Source organism: Deinococcus peraridilitoris DSM 19664 (genome assembly GCF_000317835.1).
Taxonomy (GTDB): Bacteria; Deinococcota; Deinococci; order Deinococcales; family Deinococcaceae; genus Deinococcus_A; species Deinococcus_A peraridilitoris.
The window spans coordinates 2,984,345-3,008,499 of the sequence record NC_019793.1; the positions used below are offsets into that span (position 1 = coordinate 2,984,345).

General features: G+C 63.2%; 21 protein-coding genes and 3 tRNA genes. 16 read left to right on the plus strand and 8 right to left on the minus strand.

All coding sequences use genetic code 11. From position 1 onward, the window contains the following. Window positions 1-182: 182 nt before the first annotated feature. Window positions 183-959, plus strand: coding sequence for an aminoglycoside adenylyltransferase domain-containing protein (locus DEIPE_RS14475; protein ID WP_015236721.1), 777 nt, complete (start codon window positions 183-185; stop codon window positions 957-959). Window positions 960-988: 29 nt separating this feature from the next. On the opposite strand, the gene DEIPE_RS22405 is transcribed toward DEIPE_RS14475, so the two are convergent. After that, a complete protein-coding gene (locus tag DEIPE_RS22405) occupies window positions 989-1,684 on the minus strand; it encodes an ArsR/SmtB family transcription factor (protein WP_015236722.1) in 696 nt (231 codons plus the stop codon). 139 nt (window positions 1,685-1,823) lie between these two features. Between DEIPE_RS22405 and DEIPE_RS14485 the strand changes: the two genes are divergently transcribed. The 6 genes from DEIPE_RS14485 (at window position 1,824) to DEIPE_RS14510 (ending at window position 7,106) form a co-directional block, all read left to right on the plus strand. Continuing rightward, complete coding sequence (locus tag DEIPE_RS14485) at window positions 1,824-3,485, plus strand: long-chain-fatty-acid--CoA ligase (protein ID WP_015236723.1); 1,662 nt, start codon at window positions 1,824-1,826, stop codon at window positions 3,483-3,485. A 23-nt stretch (window positions 3,486-3,508) separates the two neighbouring features. Further along, window positions 3,509-5,287: an acyl-CoA dehydrogenase C-terminal domain-containing protein gene (locus DEIPE_RS14490; protein ID WP_015236724.1), complete on the plus strand. Its 1,779-nt coding sequence runs from the start codon at window positions 3,509-3,511 to the stop codon at window positions 5,285-5,287. A gap of 135 nt (window positions 5,288-5,422) precedes the next feature. Further along, window positions 5,423-6,043 (plus strand): hypothetical protein, encoded by a 621-nt coding sequence (locus tag DEIPE_RS14495; RefSeq protein ID WP_015236725.1) that lies wholly within the window; start codon window positions 5,423-5,425, stop codon window positions 6,041-6,043. Between the two features lies 1 nt (window position 6,044). After that, window positions 6,045-6,806: a metallophosphoesterase gene (locus tag DEIPE_RS14500; RefSeq protein ID WP_015236726.1), complete on the plus strand. Its 762-nt coding sequence runs from the start codon at window positions 6,045-6,047 to the stop codon at window positions 6,804-6,806. A gap of 114 nt (window positions 6,807-6,920) precedes the next feature. Beyond that, a tRNA-Asp gene (locus tag DEIPE_RS14505) sits at window positions 6,921-6,996 on the plus strand. Between the two features lie 34 nt (window positions 6,997-7,030). Further along, window positions 7,031-7,106 (plus strand) — tRNA-Phe (locus tag DEIPE_RS14510). 77 nt (window positions 7,107-7,183) lie between these two features. Here the strand turns inward: DEIPE_RS14510 and DEIPE_RS14515 are convergent. From DEIPE_RS14515 to DEIPE_RS14525, 4 genes are all read right to left on the minus strand, one after another. Then, the gene (locus DEIPE_RS14515) at window positions 7,184-8,296 is read right to left on the minus strand and encodes a S1C family serine protease (protein ID WP_015236727.1); all 1,113 of its coding nucleotides are present in this window, start codon (window positions 8,294-8,296) and stop codon (window positions 7,184-7,186) included. A gap of 79 nt (window positions 8,297-8,375) precedes the next feature. Continuing rightward, window positions 8,376-8,828, minus strand: coding sequence for an Hsp20/alpha crystallin family protein (locus DEIPE_RS14520; protein ID WP_015236728.1), 453 nt, complete (start codon window positions 8,826-8,828; stop codon window positions 8,376-8,378). Between the two features lie 428 nt (window positions 8,829-9,256). Further along, window positions 9,257-9,568: a hypothetical protein gene (locus tag DEIPE_RS23625; RefSeq protein ID WP_052326712.1), complete on the minus strand. Its 312-nt coding sequence runs from the start codon at window positions 9,566-9,568 to the stop codon at window positions 9,257-9,259. Next, window positions 9,553-10,398, minus strand: coding sequence for a hypothetical protein (locus tag DEIPE_RS14525; protein ID WP_157448886.1), 846 nt, complete (start codon window positions 10,396-10,398; stop codon window positions 9,553-9,555). The genes DEIPE_RS23625 and DEIPE_RS14525 overlap by 16 nt, the downstream gene beginning before the upstream one ends. 176 nt (window positions 10,399-10,574) lie before the next feature. Between DEIPE_RS14525 and DEIPE_RS14530 the strand changes: the two genes are divergently transcribed. Both DEIPE_RS14530 and DEIPE_RS14535 read left to right on the plus strand, forming a co-directional pair. Beyond that, window positions 10,575-10,973 (plus strand): hypothetical protein, encoded by a 399-nt coding sequence (locus tag DEIPE_RS14530; RefSeq protein WP_015236729.1) that lies wholly within the window; start codon window positions 10,575-10,577, stop codon window positions 10,971-10,973. Between the two features lie 382 nt (window positions 10,974-11,355). Continuing rightward, a complete protein-coding gene (locus tag DEIPE_RS14535; protein WP_015236730.1) occupies window positions 11,356-13,344 on the plus strand; it encodes a WD40 repeat domain-containing protein in 1,989 nt (662 codons plus the stop codon). Window positions 13,345-13,452: 108 nt separating this feature from the next. Here the strand turns inward: DEIPE_RS14535 and DEIPE_RS14540 are convergent, their stop codons facing one another. From DEIPE_RS14540 to DEIPE_RS14550, 3 genes are read right to left on the minus strand one after another with little or no spacing between them, the layout of a single operon-like run. Further along, complete coding sequence (locus tag DEIPE_RS14540; protein ID WP_015236731.1) at window positions 13,453-14,112, minus strand: protein-methionine-sulfoxide reductase heme-binding subunit MsrQ; 660 nt, start codon at window positions 14,110-14,112, stop codon at window positions 13,453-13,455. Between the two features lie 26 nt (window positions 14,113-14,138). Continuing rightward, window positions 14,139-15,116, minus strand: coding sequence for a protein-methionine-sulfoxide reductase catalytic subunit MsrP (msrP, locus tag DEIPE_RS14545; protein ID WP_015236732.1), 978 nt, complete (start codon window positions 15,114-15,116; stop codon window positions 14,139-14,141). After that, the gene (locus tag DEIPE_RS14550) at window positions 15,113-15,379 is read right to left on the minus strand and encodes a hypothetical protein (protein WP_015236733.1); all 267 of its coding nucleotides are present in this window, start codon (window positions 15,377-15,379) and stop codon (window positions 15,113-15,115) included. Before DEIPE_RS14550 ends, msrP begins: the two co-directional genes overlap by 4 nt. A 359-nt stretch (window positions 15,380-15,738) precedes the next feature. On the opposite strand from DEIPE_RS14550, the gene lexA reads away from it, so the two are divergent. The 7 genes from lexA (at window position 15,739) to DEIPE_RS14585 (ending at window position 24,115) form a co-directional block, all read left to right on the plus strand. Further along, on the plus strand, window positions 15,739-16,386 hold the full coding sequence (lexA, locus tag DEIPE_RS14555; protein ID WP_015236734.1) for a transcriptional repressor LexA: 648 nt from the start codon (window positions 15,739-15,741) through the stop codon (window positions 16,384-16,386). Between the two features lie 4 nt (window positions 16,387-16,390). Further along, window positions 16,391-17,629 (plus strand): Y-family DNA polymerase, encoded by a 1,239-nt coding sequence (locus DEIPE_RS14560; RefSeq protein ID WP_015236735.1) that lies wholly within the window; start codon window positions 16,391-16,393, stop codon window positions 17,627-17,629. Then, window positions 17,629-17,874, plus strand: a complete 246-nt coding sequence (locus DEIPE_RS14565; protein ID WP_015236736.1) for a DUF6504 family protein — start codon at window positions 17,629-17,631, stop codon at window positions 17,872-17,874. Before DEIPE_RS14560 ends, DEIPE_RS14565 begins: the two co-directional genes overlap by 1 nt. 136 nt (window positions 17,875-18,010) lie before the next feature. Continuing rightward, entirely contained in the window at window positions 18,011-21,172 is a 3,162-nt protein-coding gene (gene dnaE / locus DEIPE_RS14570; RefSeq protein ID WP_015236737.1) for a DNA polymerase III subunit alpha, read from the plus strand. Window positions 21,173-21,294: 122 nt separating this feature from the next. After that, a tRNA-Thr gene (locus tag DEIPE_RS14575) sits at window positions 21,295-21,369 on the plus strand. 381 nt (window positions 21,370-21,750) lie between these two features. Then, window positions 21,751-22,983 carry a recombinase family protein gene (locus DEIPE_RS25545; protein WP_015236738.1) on the plus strand — a complete coding sequence of 411 codons (1,233 nt, stop codon included), beginning with the start codon at window positions 21,751-21,753 and terminating at the stop codon, window positions 22,981-22,983. A gap of 127 nt (window positions 22,984-23,110) precedes the next feature. Then, the gene (locus DEIPE_RS14585; RefSeq protein ID WP_157448887.1) at window positions 23,111-24,115 is read left to right on the plus strand and encodes an Ig-like domain-containing protein; all 1,005 of its coding nucleotides are present in this window, start codon (window positions 23,111-23,113) and stop codon (window positions 24,113-24,115) included. Window positions 24,116-24,155 lie beyond the last annotated feature (40 nt).

Here is a 24,155-nt window from a genome sequence, read left to right on the forward strand (position 1 = left end):
GGCGCGTAACTCTCGCTGAAGTTGGAGATCTGGAGTGAAGCCGAGGGCCGGTCGAGGGCGCCGCTGTACGCGACCTGTTGGGGTTTAGCCTGGCCTGGCGGCATAAGATTGAAATGCAAGCGGGAGTGACTTAAGGGCAATGGCTGATGCCCGCTGGCCGATGCCCGTGTACACTCCGCTGCATGTTCCGTTCTGCCGCGCCCGAGGTCGATTCGCTGCTTCAGCGCCTGCGGCGTGACATCGAACGTGAGTTTGGAAGTACGCTGGCTGGCCTGTACCTCTATGGTTCGCTTGTCGCGGGCGACTTCGACCCCGAGCGCAGTGACCTCGACCTGCTGGCCGTCCTGACACGTGACGTGGATGAGACCGGATTCGCGGCGCTGGGGGAAATGCACGACCGGCTGGCCGCCGACTTTCCGGCCTGGCGTGACCGCATCGAGGTGGACTACATCTCCCGGGAAGCGCTGGCGTCATTCCGGACCCGGCCTGGAACAATGGTGCGCATCAGCCCCGGTGAGGCATTGCACCAGATCGCGGCGACAAGACATTACCTGCTGAACTGGTACATGGTGCGGAGTGAAGGCGTCGCCTTGCTCGGACCGCCGCCCCGGAAGCTGCTCCCGGACATCAGTCCGGCAGAGTTTGTCGAGGTGGTGCGCGAGCACTCCGGTGCCTGGCCAGGCTGGGTGCTGGAGATGCAGCACGCGGGCGGTCAGGCGTACACCGTGCTGACGCTCTGCCGGGCGCTGTATTCGGTGACGCACGGAGAGCAGGTCTCCAAGAAGCAGGCGGCACGCTGGGTTCGGCCACTGCTTCACCGCTGGGCGGGTCTGATCGACTGGGCGCTGCGCCTGCGGTACGAAGGCAGCGTGCCCGCTGCGGACCAGGACCGTTTTGAGGAGGTCGTCAGTTTCGTGAACGATGTTTCCGCCCGTACCAGTGCACAGCGGGGCGGGTAGTCCTGGTTTGTGGGCTCAGGCCGGTCACTTCAGGTCGCGTCCGCGTTCACTCGGGGTGCCAGCGCCAGGCGCAGCAGGTAAGGGCGGGCTCCTGCGCGGCCACGGTAGCGCCGGAAGACCTCCACCAGCTCCTGCTGCAAAGCCAGCGCGTCGGGCGTGTTGAGTTCCAGGTCGGCTGCCCAGAGACTCAGGTACACCGGCGTCTGCCCGGTCAGCAGGTCGGCGCGGGTCTCGCGTTGGCGGGCGTGCTGCAACACCAGCTCTCCCTGCCGGTCGGGTCGGACCTGCACGCCCCACTCCCGCTCTCCCTGCGCGGCCAGGTTTTCCAGGCCGGCCCGCACGAGGCTGCTCACCAGCTGCCGCTCCAGGGGCTCGCGGTTGTAGAGCACCAGCGCTTCAGGCGTTTCCTGCAGGGCCGCGTGGTAAGGAATGAAAAAAGCCCCGCCACTGGCGCGGTAGTACTTCACGGCCCGCCCCTGACGGCGCCCCTCGCGCACGACCGTGAGCAGTCCGGCCTGCTGAAAGCGCCGCAGCCAGTACATCAGGGTTTCGAGCGGCACCCCGAGCGACCGTGCGGCCTCGGCGGCGGGGCGCTCTGTGCGCGTGAAAGGAGCCAGGAAACGCCGGGCCTTGGCGCTCAGCAGCAGCGCGACCTGCGCAGGATCCTCGATTCGCAGGGGTTCCGGGCCGCCTGCCGTGTCCCTACTGTCAGAAGCCGGTTTCATTCACAGCACAATAGCGATAGCCTGAAGCGACAGACAAACTGAAAGCCCAGGCCGATCGCGCCTTTCTTGTCGGAGCCCTGACCGGGCGTTTCCGTGCCCTCGCTTCCCTCTTGCCCTGTCCCTGCTTTTTGGAGGATTCATGACTTCACGTTCAGCGCCGCTTCCGTCCTACTGGCCCGAGGGCGTTCCGCGCTTTCTCACCACCCCGCGCAGCAGCCTGTACCACAACCTGGAAACAACCGCCGCGCGCTTTCCGGACAAGGTGGGTCTGTGGTTCTACGGGCGGGAACTGACCTTTGCCGAACTGCTGAGGGACGCCGCCCGACTGTCGGGTCATCTGCAACGCCAGGGTGTCGGTAAGGGTGACCGGGTGCTGGTATGGCTGCAGAACAGCCCGCAGTTCGTGACCGCCTGCCATGCGGTCTGGCGCGCGGGTGGTGTGGTCGTGCCGCTCAGCCCGATGCTCACCGCGCAGGAGCTGAGCTTCTTTCTCGCGGACGCGGGCATCCGGGTGGGCGTGGTGGGCGCCGAACTGTATACCAAGGCCAGGGCCGCCGGACTGGGGCACGCGGTCGTGGCGAACTGCTGCGTGGGCACCGAAAATTCGCCAGTGCCCGTGCCCGAGACCTTGCAGGCAGACGAACACGCCGAAGGCGGCGACGTCACCTGGGCGCAGGCCCTTTCGGGCGCCGAGGGCGAGGTCGTGCCAGTCGGCTTCGACGACCTCGCGGTGATGCCTTACACCTCGGGGACCACCGGACGCCCCAAGGGCTGTATGCACACCCACGGCAACGTGCAGGCCAACGTGCATGCGGCGGGCGTGTGGGTGCGCTCCAGCTGCGAGGACATCTCGCTGGGCACCCTGCCCTTCTTTCACGTGACGGGACTGGTCAATTCCATGCTCTCGGTCGTCGCGGGCGGCTCGAAACTGGTGATGATGGCCCGCTGGGACCGCGTGACGGCCATCACGCTGATTCGTGAGCAGGGGTGCACGTTGTGGACCAACACCGCCACCATGATCGTCGACCTGCTCGCCCAGCCCGGCCTGACTCAGGAGGATTTCAGAAGCCTGCGGCGAGTCAGTGGAGGAGGAGCGCCCCTGCCCGAAGCGGTCGGGCGGCGCTTCGAGGAACTGGCCGGTTTCCGTTTCCTGGAAGGCTACGGCCTGAGCGAGACCATGGCGCAGACCCACACCAACCCGCCGCAGGCCCCCAAGCTGCAGTGCCTGGGCGTACCGATTCCCTCCACCCAGGCGCGCATCATCGACCCCGAGACCCTCACGGAGCTCGGCCCGGGCGAAACCGGCGAGATCGTCGTGAGCGGCCCGCAGGTCATGCAGGGCTACTGGCAGCGTCCCGAAGCGAACGCGGAGGCCTTCGTGGAGCTCGGCGGCACGCGTTTCCTGCGCAGCGGCGACCTGGGGTACGTGGACGATGAAGGCTACTTTTTCATGGTAGACCGCCTCAAGCGCATGATCAACGCAGCCGGTCTGAAAGTCTGGCCTGCCGAGGTCGAGAACGTGCTCTACAAGCACCCGGCGGTGCTGCAGGCCTGCGTGATCAGCGTACCCGACGAACGTACCGGAGAGCGCGCCCGTGCGCTGATCGTGCTGCGTGAGGGCCAGAGCGCTACGGGCGAGCAGATCGCCGAGTGGGCCCGCGAACATTTGGCAGCCTACAAGATTCCGCGCGACTGGCAGATCGTGGATGGCCTGCCCGTCGCGGGTACCGGCAAGATCAACTGGCGCGCCCTGCAGGAGCAGGTCCGCCAGACCATGACGGCCCCCAGCTCCACGTCCTGAGCACCCTGATAAGGAGAACCACCATGACCAGCTACAAGGCCCCGCTGCGCGACATGCGCTTTGTCCTGCACGAACTTTTACATGCTCCCGACCTGCTGGCCCAGCTGCCGGGCTATGAGGACGCCTCGGGAGAGCTGCTCGATCAGGTGCTCGAGGAAGCGGCGCGCTTCTGCGAAAACGAACTGCACCCCCTCAACCGGGTAGGGGACGAGGAAGGCTGCAGCTGGGAAGAGGGCGAGGTGCGCACCCCCACCGGATTCAAGGAGGCTTACCGCAAGTACGTGCAGGCCGGCTGGCCCTCGCTGGGCGGCGATCCGCAGTACGGCGGTCAGGGCCTGCCCTACGTGCTGGGCAACAACGTCAGCGAGATGCTCGACAGCGCCAACATGGCCTGGGCGATGTACCCCGGACTGTCGCAGGGCGCGTACCGCTCGATTCACTCGCACGCTTCCGAGGACCTCAAGCAGACCTACCTGCCAAAGCTTCTGTCCGGCGAGTGGACCGGCACCATGTGCCTCACCGAACCGCACGCGGGCACCGACCTGGGCCTGCTGCGCACCAGGGCACGTGAACTCGATGACGGCAGCTACGCGGTCACGGGCACCAAGATCTTCATTTCGGCCGGCGAGCACGACTTCGCCGAGAACATCGTGCACCTGGTGCTGGCGCGGATCGAAGGCGCGCCGCAGGGCGTGAAGGGCATCTCGCTTTTCATCGTACCGAAGTTTCTGGTCAAAGAAGACGGCAGCCTCGGTGAGCGCAACACGGTGATGTGCGGCTCCATCGAGCACAAGATGGGCATCAAGGGCAGCGCCACCGCCGTGCTGAACTTCGACGATGCGCGCGGCTACCTTGTCGGGCAGCCGGGCAAGGGGCTCGCGCACATGTTCACCATGATGAACGGCGCGCGTCTGGGTACCGCCCTGCAGGGACTGGGGGTCGCGGAGGCCTCCTACCAGAACGCCCTCGCCTACGCGCGTGACCGCCTGCAGATGCGCGCTCCCGTGCGCGCCAGGCCCGATGAGAGTGCCGATCCGATCATCGTGCACCCCGACGTGCGCCGCATGCTGCTCACCATGAAGGCCTACAACGAGGGGGCGCGCGCCCTGTCGCGCTGGCTGGCCTTGCAGCTCGATGTGGAACACGCCCACCCTGACGCGGGCGTGCGGGCCGACGCCGCCGATCTGGTGGCGCTGCTCACCCCGGTTGCCAAGGCTTTCATGACCGACAACGGCACCCTGGCGGCCAACCTGGGCATGCAGGTGCTGGGCGGGCACGGGTATATCCGCGAGTGGGGTATGGAGCAATTTGTTCGTGACGCCCGTATCGCCCAGATCTACGAAGGCACCAACGGCATTCAGGCCCTGGACCTGCTGGGCCGCAAGGTGCTGGGAGACGGCGGCCAGAAACTGCAGAAGTTCGGCGCGCTCATTCAGGCCTTCTTGCAGGAACACGAGGGCAACGGGCGCCTGAAGGAATTTACCGAACCGCTCGGCGCGACCCTGCAGCAGGTCCGTGACACCACCATGCTGGTCGGCGGGCGCGCCATGCAGAACCCCGACGAGGCCAACGGCGCCGCCGTGGACTATTTGCGCCTGCTGGGTCACCTCACCTACGCCTACCTGTGGGCGCGCATGGCGAGCGCCTCGCTGGACAAAGAGGGCGACTTCTACACGGCCAAGCTGCACACTGCGCGCTTCTACTTCCAGAAACTGCTGCCCGAAACCCGCAGCCTGGTGGCGACCATCAAGGCGGGCAGCGCCAGCCTGACCGCCATGCCCGAAGAGCTGTTCGCGCTCTGAACGCCGTCTTTCTCCGCAGCGCCGGGATGACGACCCGGCGCCTTCTCGTTTTTCGGCTGCCTTGTGCTCACTTTCTGGAGTGAATGAGAACAAAGCCTCAAGGCCGGTGCGCCTCACCCGTATACTGAACGCCATATGCATTCGGACTTCATCGCCGTGCAGGGCGCGCTGACAGGGCAGGAGGCACAGTTTGCGGTTCTGGAGCTTCGCGGCGACCAGGCCCGCGTCACGCCGACGGTGGCCGCAGAGCTGCTCTACGCGCAGCTCAACGAACGCTTCCGCGAGTCCTGGAGCCTCAGCTGGTCCGTCGAGAGCGTCTCGCCGCCTATCGTGCGCTGCCGCCTGGAGTTCCTGGGCCACGCCCGTGAGGGGCTGGGCGTGGCGCACGACCTTGCCGGGGCGCGCGGCGTGGCGCTCACAGAGGCGGCGCGGGCGTGGCAGCTGCTCCCTGCCACCTATGGCACCGAGGACGCCTGGGTCGAGTACGATCCCGAAGACGGACCCAACACCAGCGAACTGGGCGCGCCCGACACGGATGAAGGCCCAGCGGCCCGGCCCGTTCACCAGAGCGAGCCTCCCCGTGACCCCCAGATGGAGAAGGCCAAGAAGCACATCGATGACCTGATGGACCAGCTGCGCGAGCAGGGCCTGGGCAAGCAGGCCAGCCTGGTGCTGGTGCGGCACGGCGGGTACGGCCAGTCGGTCGAGGAGAGCCGCCGGGTCTACGCCGAACTGAAGGCGCTGCAAAAAGGCTGACGTGCACAAGTTCATTGCGATCGGCGACGTGCACGCGGACTGGGCGACCCTGTGGGCCGCCCTGCGCGCCGCCTACGCCATGGACGCCTATGGCGCCCCCACCGGCCCCCTGGTGGCCGGACATTTTCAGGTGGTCCTGATCGGCGACCTGGTGCACCCCAAAAACCGCTCGGATTATTCGCGTCTGTCCGGCAAAGGAGATTTTGACTTCTCCAACCCCGACCACCTGACCCTGGCCGCCAGCGCGCAGATTCAGCAGCTCGAACGCCTCAAGGCATTTGCGGACGCTGCCTGCGGTCACGTGCACATCCTGCTGGGCAACCACGACGACGCCGTATTGCACACCAACCTGCTGCTCGGCACCGGCGGTGGCATCGTGCACACCGAGTTCGACCCGAACCGTGGTGGGGTCGCCCTGCCCGACCACCTGCGTGAGTGGTTTTTGGGTTTCGCGCGGGAAGTGCGTATTGGCAACCTGCAGTTCGCGCACGTCGGCCCGCTGCCCAGCATGGCGTTTTACGACGACCTTTTTTACGGCGATCACACCCACAAGACCTGGTGGCGCGAGCAGCCTGAACTGGTGCAGCTCAGCGGCCTGCGCTTTGGCGTGTACGGGCATACCCAGATGCAGGGAGGCATCTATGTGCACGCGAGTGGCACTTTCGCGATGATCGACGCGCTCTCGGCGCGTGAATACCTGGAGATCATCGTCCGACCGGAACTGGAGCAGCCCGTGACGACCTACCGGGTCGCGCCGTTCTGACGATCGAGGTCGGTTCTCAGGCCTCAGATTGCAGTTGACAAGACAAAGGACCCTCGCTAGACTTGAACGCGCTGAGAGAAAGCCCTTTTGCAGAGGAGTTTTTGCAGCAGTTGTGGTCCGGTAGTGTAGCGGTTAGCATATCTGCCTGTCACGCAGAAGGTCGCGGGTTCAAATCCCGTCCGGACCGCCACAACCTGCCCGAAGTCAATTGATCAGGGCACATCGGCAATGTAGCTCAGTTGGTAGAGCAAACGACTGAAAATCGTTGGGTCGGCGGTTCGAGTCCGCCCGTTGCCACCAGAAGAAGAAAACCCCGTTCCAGGCGGGGTTTTTCTGTTTGTGCGAGCTTTGGGTCTGATGGGATAGATTGATCATGCTCAGCTCGACTGACCATCGAGCGTGACCGACACCTGCTGCGTCTTGCCTTCACGCCAGATTTCCAGCTTCAAGGTTGCTCCGGTTGCCTTGTCTTGCACGGCGCGCTGCAGGGTCTGGGCATCCTGAACTTTCTGGCCGTCCACCGCGACGATCACGTCACCACCCAGGCGCAGTTCGGTGTTCTCGAGACGCCTCACCTGACTGCCGCCTCGCAGGCCTGCTTTTGCGGCGGGGCTGCCTGCTTCCACGTCCTGCACCAGCAGCCCCTCGGTGGGCAGGCTCAGGTTACGCAGGTCCGAGGCGCTGAAGTTGCGTAAGTCCACGAAGCGCACGCCAAGCCGCGGGCGTTGCTCTGCCTGGCCCTGTTTCCCGGCGCGCAGGTCGGCCAGCAGCGATTTGACGGTGTTCACGGGCATCGCCGCGCCGCTCGTACCCAGGGCGAAGGGTTCGTTCAGGCGCACCCCGAAACGTCCCGTACTGAGTGCCACCACTTCACCCTGCGCGTTTACGAGTGGGCCACCCCGTGCCTGGGCATTGAGGGACGTGTCGAGGGACAGTTCATTGTTCCCGGCGGGGGCGCGACTGAACGTGACCTCCTGGGCGCTGAAGCCACCCTCAGGAGTCAGGCCGAGCGCGATAAGCTTCTGACCGGAGCGCAGGCTGTCGCTGTTGCCGAGTGTAACGGGCCGCACGAGGCTTTTGGGCAGGTTCTCGACTTTCAGCAGGGCCAGGTCGTGCTGGGGCTGCGTTCCGACGACGTTCGCCGGATGGGATTGGCCACCGCGCAGTTTTACGGTGACGCGGTCATGGCCCTGCACGAGGCGGTAGCTGGTGAGGATTTCATCGTCGCTGATGACAATGCCCGTGCCAGTACCCAGCCAGGGAAGCAGGGTATTGGGAAAGGGGCTCCAGCCGCGTGAACCTTGCTGGGTGCCGCGCGCCTGGGTGGTGGAGACGCTCACCAGACCTTCGAGGGCACGGTCGATGCTGGCAAGTGCGGGAGTTCTGCTGGGCGTCTGGGTCTGGGCTTGTGCGAATACGACAGAGGGCTGCGCGGTCACCTGCCCGAACAAGAGGGCCGCCAGCAGAAAAGGAAGGGTCAGGCGGGACATGCTGATCACCTTTGTTCTCAGAATGAGTTGCAGGGTAAAACCCGTGCCTGGAAAGCGTCCAGGCACGGTGAGATGGAGTTCAGGCCAGCCGTTTGATTTCGATCTTGCGCGTGCGGGCTTCGGGCACCTTGGGCAGTTCGAGGTGCAGGATGCCGTCTTTCACGCTGGCTTCCACGGCGTCCGCTTCCACTTTGACGGGGAGCGACAAGGTGTACTGGAATTCGCCGTGCGGCATGGTCTTCACCCAGTAGCGTTTGTCCTCGCTGAGCTTGGCGTACTGCCCGCGGATGTAGAGGATCATACCTTCGACCTGTAAATCGAGGTCTTCGGCGCGCACGCCGGGGATGGCCATGTCGATTGCAACGCGGTCATCGGTTTCGTACATGTCCAGCGGAAAGCGATGACTGCCCGTGGATTGCAGCAACGAACTGGTCAAGTCGTCAAACAGGCGGGTCAGATTGCCTCCGAGGGTGGCTGGGCTGCTCATCGCGTCCAGCCCCCAGCGGTCATTGCGGGATGGGACAAGTGCCATAAGTCACCTCCAAGAGTTGAATTGTGTGTAGGACGTGCAAAACCGGTTTTGACCCTACAATTCAACCATATAAAACCTGAGCGCTGTTTTGTCAAGGGGTTATGGGCAGCATCAATCCGAGTGGCTCATGCAGGCGTGATGGTAAACGCCCATTTTTTGCTGTTCAGCGTCCAGATCAACCCTGAGCAGAAGTTGTTTCGTTGGCCTCATGCTGCTCAGTGCGGACGGCCTGACAGTACTTCACGCCCATACTGCGGATATGGACAGGCTGGCGTGCCGTCTTGATTTCCGCTGCTGTTGGAACAGTAAGGAGTTCACCCAGAGCCAGGAACAACGACGCTTTGGTTGTCGTGCAGCGTACTCAAGAAATCAGGTTGAGAAAGATCCCAAGGCAGAGTGTGTCATGCAGTCTGACGGCCTGAGAGAATTTATGAGGCTGGCCGAAAAGCGAGCGTCCAGACGGTATTGAGGGCGTCTGTAAGCGAAGGTCTTCGACGTTCGTGGGACGGCGGCCGGGACGGGTCAGGATCAGCTCCCCCGACCAGACGCAACACGGCAAAGAAGGGTTTGCCCTGGGACAAGGTACGCTGCACAGTTCTCCAGCCCAGCTTGAAGTACGACAGTCCCCGCTGCCAGTGAGAATCCACACTTCTCCGCTCTCCCGTGTCGACAGTGAAGGTCCCTTCGGAGACCAGCAGCAAGGTCGACACGGCCAGCACCAACATCAAACGGTCCAGCATCGCGGCATCCCGTAACCTCGAATCCTCCAGATTGAAGCCACCGCTTTTATTTTATCGTCAAGGAAGCCCTGTTCAATCTCGAACCTGCGCTGATACTCCTCCAAGGTATCGAGATTGGTCTTCTCGCTGCTGACCACCAGCCAGCTCTCCCTGGCGCCGTTCAAGTGGGCGCAGGCGAGGTGAACAGGGCCGAACTGCTCGTTGGTCAGGTGGACGTGGTGATAGAACTTTGCCGTTCCATGCGTCAGTTGCACGTCGCTGACCTTGCCAAGCTTGGCGCCGAGCGGGGAAAACACGCTCAGGTGTGCTTTCAGGCGGATGCGGTACTGCCAGCCACACGCACGAAAGCAGCGCAGCAAGTCCACGTCGACAAAGCCACGGTCGGCCAGCACCAGCACATCCTGCTGGCCCAGATAATCCAACACGCCTTTGACTTCGGCCAACACCGGCTGAAGTTGTTCCATGCCCACCTGCGCACTGCGGTGCTCGATGACCTTCCAGCACAACGGCACCGCCCGGCCCCGATACAGCACAGCCACACGGATCAGGCAGAACTGCTCGAAGCGCGCAAGGCCCCAAACCGTTTTGGGGCCTGTTTTGCGCAAGAACAGCAAGCTGGTATCCAGCGCCAGGACCAGGCGCTGTGTTCCCCAGTGCCGTAAGGCTTGTAGGATCAATGGGCCATACAGCGTGGTGGGATGAATAGCGTTGTTCTCCAGCCAGCGGATGAAGCGACGCTCGGTACTTTGCGCGAACTTCGCTTTCGAGATCACGAAACTCGTCCACTCCGGGAGGTTCACCGAGGCGGTCTGCAGCAGGCCGGTCACCATCCAGGCCAGCGTCTGTGCATTCCGGCGGTCATTCCAGAGACAGGGATGGAGATGGTGGAGGACCGCCTGACACAGCTTTTCGGCGTCCGAGGTGGTGTTCGCGACCTTCATCTCACGAGTCTGCAAGCGTGCCCAGGTGGCGAGGTGAGGCAGCGCTGAGCGGGTAGGATCAGGCTGTGGAGTTCGAAGAGCAATACGAGTCGGTGCTGATGAACATCGAACTGGCCGTCATGGATGTGTACCTGGACCATCCCCAGTTGCACGATGCGCAGGTGGATACCGCGCTGGGCGCGTTGATCTCCCGTTATAAAGCGGAGGCGCTGGGTCGGGAGGCGGGCTCGCCTCAGTTACCGGAGCCTTCTATGCTGGTGTTCAATTCGGTACGGGACACGGCGGAGTTGATGTTGGGCCGCCCTGAGCAGGTCATGGACACGATCAGCTTGGAAGAAGTGGTCTCATGCTTGCAACGTATCCGCAAGTCGGTTGGCTTCTGGAGCAAGCGCAGCGGCAAGCAGGGTTATTTGAACTTCGTTCGCTCCCAGCTCTACGCCCCCGACACTGACCCTTCCTCATAAATTCTGTCAGGCCGCCAGGTCATGCAGTATCTGCAGGACTTTCTTCGCGGAGGATTTTATCCTCGGGTAGCATGATGGCAGTGCGATCCGGCATCGGCTCCCGGAGTTGATAAGCCCTACAAGACAAAACTTCAATGCCCACTTCACGGCATGTCAGTTGTCAAATGCGGTCAAGATGAGGGTAATGACGTGGTAGGTTGTTGGAGTGCATAATTCTAACTTTTCTCACACAGTGCGTGGGATTTTCGTAATTATCGGCCCGCTATTGCCTTTCCTCGTCAGCGCCTGTGGAGGAGGAGGGCTAGGTGGTCTCTCTCCAGATACGACCATCCAACTGCGTGTCGGCACGCATACTTCTCTTCTGCCCAGTACGAGTGCGGCGATGTTTGGCGCACAGAGCGGCCAACTGTTGACAATGCAGGCCGTCACGCAGGTCTCGTCACAGCTTCAAGCACTTGGCTTGTCCCCCTTATCCAGCCACCAGGGAGAGGTTGATGGGGTGAACTTCTATGTCAGCATCCTGGGGACCAACGCCCGTCCAGTCGGCAAGCAGGATATCAAACTGGCGTTCTCAGGCCCAAAAGGCCAGTACGAGAAGACTGCCACCTATGATGGACGCGCGGCTTGGGATTATTATTCGTATGACAGCCAGGGTGCGGGAGACTATACGGTCCGGCTGAACCCTGCAAAAGCGCAGGCCGATGCCAGAGCGACCGTCGATCTGAATCAGCGTCTGCCCGTTCCCGAGTCCCCCTCTGTCTCCATATTTACGGACGCTGCCCACGTCAGTACGCAGGCCGTCATGGGAGGAAAGGCCTACTTTGCCGCCATCCTGGATGCGCAGGGCAATTTCCTGAAGGAGGGGGCGAGTACCAGTGAGCACTTTGCACCGACACTGTTCATTTCCTCGTCGGACGGAATCGACTTCAAGCACCTGGAAAACTACTATCTGCTGCAGGTCGCTTACGGCTGGCCAGCCGACGCCGACCCTACCCAGGCGCTAACGAACGCCTCCGCGCAGATGAACTCGTCCTTGCTGATCACGCCCCTCCTGAAAGCGGACTACACGTCGCTCAGTGCCCCCTCACTGCTGTTTGGTCCGAGCAAGAGCAACACGCTCATACAGTTTCAGAACCGGGGCCAGCTCGACCTGACCTACAGTGCCACTTCCGATGCCAGTTGGCTGCGCGTAACAACGGCTGCCTCGGGAACGCTCAAACCCTGGGATAAGACCAACATCGGCGTCAACGCCAGCTGTCCCGCGCCAGGCCAGGTCTATCACGGGCACGTCACCGTGCGCACCAACGACCCGTTCGAGCCGCAGGCCACGTACAAGGTCACCCTGGACTGCACGGCGTCCCCCACGTTAACGGAAAACTGGACGTCACAGAACCTTGGGTACAGTAACTATCATCAGAACGCGGTCATTTCTTATGCATCCGATGGAAGCCGGGCCGTCCTGGCTCCGGAAGCTTATGACTGTCGGTACAACGTCGTGAATACAGCAAATGGGAGCGTGGTCGGCTCGCAACAGCTGTCCATGCGCAATTGCGGGCAGCTGTCTTGGCGACCCCAGTACCAGCAACTGGTCGTGAGCAGCGCGTATGGCAGCGACCTGACCTTGTTGGATGTGACAAGTGGCACCACCCTCCGCACGTTTTCCACGCCGACCTCCAGTTACGGCACTGAACAGGTCACTGCTGTCGCCCTGAGCACTGACGGCTCCAGGCTGGCTGCAGCGAGTGGCCCCACCCTTACAGTCTGGAACATCGATGACGGCGCGTATCTGTTCAGTAGAACCTTAAGTACGGGAAGTAGGGAAATTCGGTCGATGAGTTTCAGCCCAGATGGAACAAAGCTGGCGCTTGGCTACGAGGTCTACTCCTCCTCTTTTTCCCACAGCATGGATATCATTGACGTCGGTTCTGGTGAGGTGCAGCCCAAACTGGGCGCTCATGCGGAAGTGCCCGGCCTGGTGTCTAGTGCGCCTCAATTCGCCTGGGGTCCCGACGGAACGCAGCTTGCCGTGGCGTTCACGACTGACTATCCCTACAACAATGGGTGGCTCGGTGTGTGGCGTACCGACAGCTTTGAGCAGCTTTGGCTTCAGGACGGCCTCACCATGAGCAAAGACCTAGGATGGAGCACGGACGGGCGCTTTCTGGCGGCGCGCCAGGATATCAACGGCGACAGCCCGGCCAAGAAGGCAGTTGTCTTCTGGTCCGCCACTTCCGGAGCGCAAATGCTACGTTACGGCCCTCAAACGCGCGATCAGTCTAGCGTGACAGGCTTTCGCTGGGCACCGCAGGACTCCAGCATCCTCGTGGCCTTCGAGACGGGAATCTTTCGGCGATTGACCCTCAAGCCCTGAGGCGTGGAATGTCACGCACTGGGACATTTTTACGATGTGAAGTGTCCCAGCACTAATCTCGGCGTTACCCAAGGCTGAAACACCGTGGGCACCTCCCGGCCATAAGCGTCAGTCATCACGGTTTCTGACGGGAACTGATAGTCGGGGCGTCTCGCGGCGCTTGCGCGCAGCCCAGATGATCCGGACGGCAAAGAGACACACGAGCAGCGCCGCGTAGATGAAGGGCTCGGTCGCGTCGCGCTTCACGCGCCAGATGAAGTGAAGGATGCCCAGCGCGGCCGCGAGGTAGACCAACTGGTGCAGACGCTGCCACTTCTGGTAGCCCAGGCGGCGCACCGAGCCCTTGGTGCTGGTCACGGCCAGCGGGATCAGCAGCACCAGCGCCACAAAGCCCACCGTGATGAAGGGCCGCTTGGCGATGTCCTCTGCCAGCGCGCCCAGCTGCAGGCCACGGTCGAGCACGGCGTAGGTCAGGAAGTGCAGCAGCGCATACGTGAAAGCCAGCAGCCCCAGCAGTCGGCGCAGCCGGGCGGGCCAGGTCCAGCTGCTGAGCAGCCGCAGTGGCGTGAGCGCCAGGGAAGCAAGGAGCAGGATCAGGGCGAGCAGCCCCGTCTGGTTGAGGATTCGCTCGATCGGATTGGCGCCCAGGTTGCCCGTCAGGGCGCCGTGGGCCATCAGCACCAGGGGCAGCAGACTGCCCACCAGCACAGCAGGACCGAGCCAGGCGAGGTGGTGGGGCGCCGTGTTTTTCAAGATCGTGTTTTTCAAGCCTGTGCCCCTTAAGCCAGTGCGCTTCAAAAGAAGCGGCGCAGGTCCAGGCCGTCGTACAGGTGCGCCACCTCCTCAGCGTACCCGTTGAAGGGAAGGGTCGCCCTCCGATTGAACTGCCCGATGCGCCGCTCGGTGGCCTGACTCCAGCGCGGATGGTTCACCTGTGGATTCACGTTGGCGTAAAACCCGTACTCGCCGGGAGCGGCCAGATTCCAGGTCGAGGGAGGCTGACGCTCCGTGAGCGTAATACGGACGATGGACTTGATGTTCTTGAAGCCGTACTTCCACGGCACCACGAGGCGCAAGGGCGCGCCGTTCTGGTTGGGCAGCGGGCGGCCGTAAAGCCCGGTGGCGAGCAGCGTGAGGGGATGCAGCGCTTCATCGAGCCGCAGGCCTTCCACGTAAGGCCAGTCGAGCACATCGGAGCGCTGGCCGGGCAGCTGCTCCGGATCGAGCAGCGTGGTGAAGGCCACGAATTTCGCCTTGCTCGTCGGTTCCACGCGCCGGATCAGCTCGCCGAGCGGGAAACCCAGCCAGGGAATGACCATTGACCAGGCCTCGACGCAGCGCATGCGGTAAATGCGCTCCTCAGGCGGAAACCAGGACTGGAGGGTGCTGATGTCCACGCGCCGAGCCTGCCGGACCTCTCCGTCGATGAGGACTGTCCAGGGCTCCAGCACGAGGCTTGCGGCCAGGCGGGCCGGGTCACCCTTGTCCAGGCCGAATTCGTAAAAGTTGTTGTAGGTCGTGACGGCTGAGTAAGGCGTGAGGGCTTCGCCGGTATCGGCGGTTTCCTTCGGGCCATTGGCGAGCGGCTCTGGCGGAGCGTCACCCCTGAGTTTGCCAATCGGGCGCCCGCTGAGAAATTGCAGCGCTCCTCCGACGCCCGCGACCGTGCCGGTGAAATAGGCGGCCTGCTTCAGGAACTCCCTGCGGCGCAGGTACACCTGCTCAGGAGTCACCTCGGAGGGTGGGGGAGAGCCTGAAGGTGGGCGCTTCATCTGAGCCCAGTGTCGTCCTTGCCCGTGAGCCTGGCCCGTGGAGAAATTGAATTGTTGGTCATGTCGGGCGCGTGGTCCTGTTTCAGCGCCATGGTCTGGATGTTCAGAGGCTGGATGTTGAGGAGTCGGTCCCGTTGTCGGGACGCTTCACGCGGCCCCTGAACGAGTGACATCCGTATCCAGAGTCGCGTGAGGGCCAGGGACAGCAGCAGCACCGCCATGACGGCAACGACCTGCAGTGCCTGAGCGGCGGGCTCGAACATAAGGGACTTCCTTTCCGAAGGGGCCGAAAACGATGCGGGTTGCCGGTGCACTGTGCAGCATAAGGAGGTCTGTGCAGCCTGAGGACTTGCTGGCCTCAGGCGCCTTCTGTACCGCTGGGCTTGGCGGAGGAGCGCGCGCTGGGCTGCGGCATGATGACAGATGCGGGCAAGACTCGGGCAACGCTGCTGTGCTCCACACAAGACCTTCTTTCGGGGAAGCCTGAAGACCTGGGCAAGAGGTGGGGTGCTTGACAGCCGGCTTCCCGCCCCGCACCATCTATCTTATAAGTACCTGTCGTGAGTCAGGTAGTCAAGTGGAAAAGTCACAAGTGTTTCATGATCCTGTTCAGGAGAACCTTATGCCCCCCAGAATCACCGAACGCCGCAAAGACATCCTGCGTCTGATCGCCCGCATGGAACGCGAGCTTGGCCGCTCGATCAGCGCTTCCGAACTGAGCGAGGCGCTGCGCATGACCAAGCAGGCCCTGGCCGACCACCTGACCGCTTTTGAAGCGCTGGGTCTCGTCACGCGCCACCGGGGCCGTTACGGCCTGCTGCAGCTGACCCGCCAGGGTGCGCGCGTGGCGGGCATGCTTTCGGGTGTGCCGGTCGTGGGCCGCGTTGCCGCCGGTCAGCCGATTCTGGCCGAGCAGAACATCGAACGCGAGATCGACCGGGTGCGCGACCTGCTGCGCCTGGGTGACCAGGACTTCTTTTTGCGCGTGCAGGGCGACAGCATGACAGGTGCGGGCATTCACGATGGCGACCTCGTGGCCATCTGCGCCAGCGCCGAAGTGCTCGACGGTGAGATCGCCGCCGTGATCCTGCCCGGCGAGAACACCGGCACCCTCAAGCGCTTCTACCGTCAGGGCGAGCGGGTGCTGTTGAGAAGCGAGAATGACCACTACGAACCGATGGAGTTTCCGGCCGAGGACGTACAGGTACAGGGCCGTTACGCCGGGCACATCGCCCTGTCGCGTCCGCGACGTTCGCTGGGGCAGGACTGAAGACATGATTGCCGCCCTGCTGCTGGAACCCTTCGCCCTCTGGCACGCTGAGCGCGCGCACCCTGGCGCGCCGGTCATCGTCACGCAGGCCGGGAAGGTCCGGCATGTCTGCGCCCTTGCACGCCAGGGAGGTGTGGAAGTGGGCATGACAGTTCACGGCGCCCTCTCGCGGCTGCCGGAGCTGGCGACCCAGCCGCTCAGTCAACCGCATCTGGCCGCCGGCTGGGAGGCCCTCGTCGAGGGCCTCTTCGCGTACAGCCCCCGCATCGAGGCAGTGGGGCAGGGAAGGGTATTGCTGACCCTTACCGAAGCAGCAGGCCGGGAGCTGGCGGCGCAGTACCACGCGCGCGTCGGCCTCGCCGAAAGTCGGGAGCTGGCGTTGCTGGCCGCCTTGAGCGCGCGCGCCGGTGAAGCGAGGGTTATTGCCCCGGCGTTTGAGACGGCTCTCCAGGCCCTGCCGCTGGAAGTACTGGGCGGCATCGGACTAAGCGCCCGCAAACTGGCCGATCTGCACTTTCTGGGATTGCGCCGTGTGGAAGACCTGCTGAAGTGGAGCAAGTCCCAGCAGGCCGGTTTCCTCGGCGCCGAATATGCCGCCCTGAAACCTTATCTGCACGGCCCACGCGACGACCGGGTGCCCCTGTTTCAGCCCCGAGCCGAACTGATGGTCGGGTTGAATTTCGAGTTTTCCATTCATGAGCCAGGCGAGCTGGGCGCGGCCCTGATGACCCTGGCCGAACGCCTGCTGCCCCAGCTGAACGGCCGTCAGGCAGGACGACTCGTGCTGAGCGCCTTGACGATGGGTGGTCAACTCAGCGCGGTGCGAGAAGTCAAGGAACCCCTGAGTGATGCCAGGCGACTGGTGAGGCTCGCCCGGCTCGCCTTGCAGGACTTGGGATCGGAACCGTTCGCGTTGGGCATCGATCAGTTGGAACTGCGTCTGGTGGGTGTTGGGCGGGCAGCCCGGCAGCCTGGATTATGGCCGGGAATTCGGGAACTGGACGCGACCTCGCGGGTGCTTTCCCGCTTTCCGCACGCTTTGGTGCGCGCGGAGTGGTTCTCGGCGAGGCGCTATGCCTTCGATCAGTGCTTTCGCTGGGTGGATTTCGTGACGGGTGAACCGAGGACGTGCAGCGTGAAGAGGCCGCTTGACCGCAAGACTTTCGCCGGACAATCCAAAGTTCGTCCTCCCGCTTCGCAGACCAGCCTGTTTTCCGAGTGGCAGGGTGCCGGGGGTGACTGATGCGCGCCTTTCTCGAACCGGTCACGGTAGAGCTTTCCCCGAGTGGCGTTCCGCTGCGCCTGAACTGGCAGGGCCGCACGCTGCGGGTGCTGGAGGTGCGTGATGTATGGGAAGCGGGCGGTTTGTGGTGGCAGGGTCAGCCTAACCGTGAGTACTGGTGGCTGGTGACGGGCCGCAACGAAATCGAGGTGTTCCACGAGCTGGGAGGTGAGGGACGGTGGGTACTGTCCCGCTGCGCGGACTGATGCCATTTCGCATTCAGGAATTCTTAAAGGAATTCCTGAATGCCGAGCGAAGCGAGTGGGAAAAAATACGGTCTGCCCGTCATGGAGGTTCATCCCGGCGCTGTTCCAGGGTGGGCCGCAGAGAAATCAAGCTCGTATGACGCCCAGAACGTCGGTGCGTCGCGAAAGTGAAGGAAGGGCGTCCCGGCAACTCACCTCGCTGCTGTGTGTTCACTCCTACTTCTCGTTCGGCCGAGGCGTGGCGAGCCCACGGCGTCTGGTCCGCCGCGCCGCCGAACTGGGTTTCACGGCGCTGGGCCTGATGGATGACGCCTCGGTGGCAGGCGCCGTGGAACTCGCCGGCAGTGCCCGTGAAGCAGGAATCCAGCCGGTGTTCGGCACCACCCTGCCGGTCGCCTTCAAGGTCGGTCGGGAACGGCAGGTTTTTCCGCTGGGACTGATCGCAGCGTCCCGCTCCGGATACGCCCGTTTAAATGAACTGCTGACCCTGTTGGGCAGCGGGCAGGACGCTGTCGATCTTGACACCGTTCTGCAGCATGGCGAGGACCTCTTCTGCCTGAGCGGGCCGCGCGCGGGCTTCGTGACGCAACTGTTGCGGCGGCGCCAGCTGCAAGAGGCGCAGGCGCAGCTGCGGTGCCTGAAGAGCGTATTTCGTGACCGCCTGTTCGTGCAGCTGTTCTTCGACCGTGCGCCGCGTGACCGGCTCCTTGCGCAGTACCTGCGTGCCCTCGCGCATGACCTCAGCCTGCCCGTGGTGGCGGCGCCCGAAGTGCGGCTGCTGACCGCAGACGATTACCCGTTGCTGGACGCCCTGACCTGTGCGCGCCTGGGCATCACCGTCACGCAGGAGCACACCGAGCGTCCTCTGAACGCCGCACAGCACCTTTGGACACCCCGTGACTGGGGACGGCGCATTCCCTTTCCGGAAGCGCACGCCAACGCCGAGCGCCTCGTGCGCGAATGCAGTTTCGAGTTGCTTCCCAAAGCGCTGACGCCACCCAGGGCGCACCTTCCAGACGGTCTGAGCGCCTTTGAGTACCTGCAAGGCCGGGTGTACGAGGGATTTGTCGAGAAGTACCCGGGCGAGCAGCGCCGCGAAGCCCACGAGCGCCTCGAGGAGGAATTACGTGTCGTCAGGCACCTGGAACTGGAAGACTTTTTTCTGGTGGCCGCCGAAATCACCGACTGGTGCCGTGACCATGGCATTCTGGCTGCCGGGCGCGGCAGCGCGGCCGCCAGCGTGCTGTGTTACCTGCTGGGCATCACGCTGATCGATCCGTTGCAACACGGTCTGCTGTTCGAGCGTTTTTTGCACACCGGGCGCGTGCAGATGCCTGATGTGGACATCGACATCGGTTCGGCACGGCGTGCCGACGTGATTGCCTGGGTCGAGGAGCGCTTCGGGGCTACCACCGAGGCGATGACTGCCAACCGCATCACGTACCGGCTGTCGAGTGCCCTCCAGGATCTCGGACGCGCGCTGGGGTTGCCGCCAGAAGTGCGTGACAGGCTGACCCGCGCGCTGGGGCGCGATTACCGTTCTCTGCGTCCGCACCGCGCCCGTGAAGCGCAGGAGGTGTTCGATGAAGTGCTGGGAAGCGCGCCCGTCAAGGAAGAACTCCTCAAATTGCTGGAAGGTATGGAAGCCGGCTTCGTACGGCACCTCGCGCCGCACAGCGGGGGCGTGGTGCTCAGCCGCGAACCCCTCACGCGCTACTCGCCGCTCGCCCGCTCCTCGGGGGGCATCCGGATGCTGACCTTCGACAAGGACGACGTGGAAACCCTGGGCCTGATCAAGGTGGATCTGCTGGGGCTGCGCATGCTCGCGGCGCTGGAGCGCGCCCGCGAGGAGGTGCTGCGCCTCACGGGTGAATGGCTGGACTTTGGCAACCTGCCCGACGATCCGGCGGTCTGGGCACGCATCGGTCAGGGTGACACCCTGGGTCTCTTCCAGATCGAGAGCCCCGGTCAACAGCGGCTCTCAGTGCAGCTCAAGCCGCGCAACATGCTGGAACTCGCCCATCAGGTGGCGCTCTTTCGCCCCGGCCCGATTCAGAGCCGCACCGTGCACCCCTATACCCGCCGGGCGCGCGGCCTGGAGGCCACGCCGCAACTGTCGGGGCCGCTGCAGTCCATTCTGGGTACCACACACGGCGTGATCCTGTTTCAGGAGCAGATTCTGCGGCTTGCCGTGCACTACGCCGGCATGAATTGGACGGACGCCGACCGTTTCCGCAAGCGTCTCGGCGAAGCCGAAGAGGAAGCTGAGGTAAGTGCACTGCGCGAGCGGTTCATTCTGGGCGCGGTCAGGTCGCAGGGTGTCACGCCCGACGAAGCGCAGGCCGTCTTTGATGAATGTGCCGCCTTTCGCGGCTTCGGTTTTGCCGAGAGTCACGCGCACGCTTTTGCCACGCACGCCTACCTCAGCGCCTGGGTCCGCCACCATCATCCTGCCGCCTTCCTGGCAGGCGTGCTGAGCGAGCACCCCGGTATGTGGCCGCTGCACAGCATCGCCCACGAAGCGCGGCGTTGGGGCGTGCGGTTGCTTGATGTGGACGTCAACCGCTCGGGCGTGTATTTTCGCGCCGAGGACCGCAGAAGTGTCCGCTTACCGCTGTGCGCCGTGGAAAACGTCAGTGAGGAGCTTGCCCGCGAAGTGATGATGGAGCGCCTGTCCGGTGGCCCATTCGGGAGCATCGAGGACTTTTACGGGCGTGTGAACTTGAAAAGGGACGCCCTCGAAGCGCTTGCCAAGGCCGGTGCATTTGCCACCTTCGAAGCGCAGCGGCGCCGGGCTTTCTACCGCATCCGCGAGCTTGTGAGCGCTGCTCCGGGTGGTACTCCGGGTCTGCTCACCCTCACGCCCGACACTCCGCCCCTTTTCGAGTTGTTGCCTGCTGAGCTGCTGTACCTCGATCACCTCACCAAAGGCGTCAGCCCCATCGGGCAGCACTTCATGGACCTCGTGCGCGGCGAACTGCGCGCCTACGGCTGCCGACCGCTCGCTTCCCTCCAGCACGGCGAGTTCGTGCGGACTGCCGGTTTGGTGATCGCCCGACAGAAACCACCCACTGCCAAGGGCTTCGCTTTTTTTGTGCTGGAAGACGGCGTGGCTCGCCTGCAGGCCATGATCAGCCCGGCCCTCTGGGAAGCTCACCGGCAGTTGCTGCGCGATGCCCGCGTACTGATCGTCGAAGGAACAGTGGAGCAAAATAAGCATTATCGCGGTCTCAAGGTGACGAGGCTGGCAGAGCTGCCTGCCACTGCTCCGCGAGTGCGCGGTTACGAGTACGCCTGAACTGTTCAGGCCGTTGACTTGACAGCGCTCATCACGCTATAACTGCGTTCGGTCGCGTGGTCCGCCCGAACGCGTCGCCTTGCCGGAAACGCCGATCAGGACGCAGATTTGCTTCGATCTCGGCCAGTGTAGCTCAGGGGTAGAGCAACTGATTCGTAATCAGTAGGTCGTCGGTTCGAATCCGACCTCTGGCTCCAAAAGAATCCCGTCTTGGACGGGATTCTTCTTTTTGTACCTGAAAGGCTAGAAGACCTCTAGGGGAAAAATGACACAACGGTGACACAACGAGCACGAATGACCCACGCTCGTAAGCCTACCGTCCACCCTTCAAGGCTTGCTTCAGCGGATTGGCTTTGTAAGCGGGTCATCACTGCCGAACGCGGTATCGCTACTCGGTGCGGCAACGCACGACGCGGTGTTCTTCCGGGCCGCGGGCGCGACCTATTTGTCCATTTGGGGTATGCCCACATCTGACTGTCAGATGTGGGGCAGAACTGCGTCAGGATAAGGTTGTTTTCAGAGTTTCCTGACAGCAGGCTGCGAGGGTCATAGAACTTAACCTGACACTCGGAGGCAGCATGAGCCACGGCAAACGCATTGGGTACATCCGCGTCAGCACCCTCGACCAGAACACCGCTCGCCAGCTCGAAGGTGTCCAGGTGGACAAGACCTTTGTGGACAAGATAAGCGGCAAGGACACCGCCCGGCCCCAACTCCAGGCACTGCTCGACTTAGCACGCGAAGGAGACAGCGTCCTCGTTCACAGCATGGACCGCCTGGCGAGGAACCTGGATGACCTCCGCCAACTCTTCACGGCTCTCACCCGGCGCGGCGTTCGCGTCGAGTTCGTCAAGGAGGGCCTGACCTTCACCGGGGAGGACTCGGCGATGTCGAGGCTGCTGTCGGTCATGAGTGCGTTCGCGGAGTTCAAGCGGGAACTCATCCGCGAGCGTCAGCGAGAAGGCATCGAGGCGGCCAAGAAGAAGGGCGTGTACAAGGGCCGCAAGAAAGCCCTCACGCCTGCTCAGGCTGAGCAGCTTCGCCAGCGAGTGCAGACCGGGGAAAAGAAAGCCGTCCTGGTACGGGAGTTCGGCATCAGCAGGGAGGAGGGTGACCAGAAGTTTGGGTCTCCCGCGCTTTACGGGAAGGATTCAGGCAACCAGCAGGACGCGTTTGCGGAGCGAGTCGAAAGACCCCCGTCCGTAGACCCCCGTCCGTACATCTGCCGCTTGATCAGCTTGATGCGGTTCACTGCGCCCTCGGTCGGGCCATTCGACCAGTCCAGACGGCACGCCGCTTCCAGCGCCTCCCACTCCCAGTCCAAGCCCCCAGCAAACGCTTTGAGGTGCGTCAAATCACTGGCCTGCACTGCTTCGCGCCAGGCTGAAGTGCGTCTACGTCGTGGCGAAGTAAGGCTGAGCGAAACGTTTTCCCCAATGCCGCCAGCTGTTCCACTTCCGGAAACGATGCCTTCAACACCCGGAGCGCTTCGCGTTCAGGCTCCTGCACGCTGCTCGCCTGAAGGCGAGGTTCTTTCCTTAGGATCCCCAGGAACCCGCGGAAGACAGGGCCGCAAGCGAACCCCGATCGTTCGGCGTCACCTGCCGCTGCACGGTCAGTTGCCCGGATACGTTCCAGGCTTCTGGGATCATCAAGCAAGCCTGAAGGTGACCTGCACGCTCCAGAGGGGACGTCCACCTACAATCAGTTGCCGCGAGGACAGCCGTGACCTGAAGCCGAACCGGGAAGCTTTCGAACCCCTTCCGCTGCGGGCCCCGAACCTTGAGCACCCGAACAGTGCGGTGCCCTGACGACAGCTGAAGGAGTGCCATGAAGAGAATTTCGCCTGTGCTTCTTGTCGGAGTCCTGGCCGCCTGCGGAACCGGCTTGCCTGGCTCCAGCCAATCGCCACCTCCCGCCGATACTTCTCCTCCACAAGTGAGCCTCAGTGCCAGCAGCGCCGTCTTCACAGCTCCTGGAACGTTGATCCTGACCGCAGCGGCCAGCGATCCCAGCGGTATTCGGCAGGTGAACTTTTATCAGGGAACCACCCTGATTCACACGGACCAGGTCCGGCCTTACGAAACGTCGGTGGATATTCAGGACGTCTCACGGAACGGCGCTTACACTTTTCGCGCAGAGGCGGTCGACACCGCCGGAAACAAGGCGAACAACAGCGTTGTGGTGACCGTAGGTGCAGGGACTGGGCCGGGGAACGATACCATTCCGCCTCAGGCCACGATGATCGTGAATCAGCTGAAATTCACCAGCCCGGGTGAGCTGAAGCTGCAAGTCACGGCCAGTGATGCCAGCGGCATTGCGAGCGTACAGTTCTACGAAGAGGAGAGGTTGCTGTACGAAACGACCGACGAACCCTACGAGACGACCATCCAAATCCGGGACGCCTCGCAGAACGGTGAGCACACCTACCGCGCCTGGGTGATGGACACCCAGGGGAACGCAGCCGAGGTCAAGACGACCATTGCCGTCGAACTTCCCGGCGAGGTGACTTCACCGGACTTCGACGTCGCCATGTTCCAGAAAGATTGGGAATGGGGAGTCAGTCACGAGAGGAACGACTTCGGCGGCAACGTTACCTGGACAGGGAGCGCTCAACAAGGCACCGTCACCACGGTGAGCGGCACCCACGGCCCCGACTGTTTTGCCAATACGGTGCAGCCCTGTGGCGGCGAAGTGACGGTGCATTACGACAGTGCCAGCAAGACCTTGCGAGTGGATCTCCGGGCCAACGTGGAAATCTGCGGTCCCGGTGGTGGTAGCGATCCGGACTGCACGCAGGGGTACACCACCTGGCTGGACGGCACGGACAGCGATGGAAAGGTCACGCGTGTCGATGGCCAGCTGACCATCGAGGGTCAGGCCACCCTGGCGGTCAGGCGCAGTCCTACCGGAAACAGTTTCTTTTTGCGACAGAAACCCTGACTCTGTGACTGCCCGGCAGCAGTGCAGGCGTGTTCGGAAG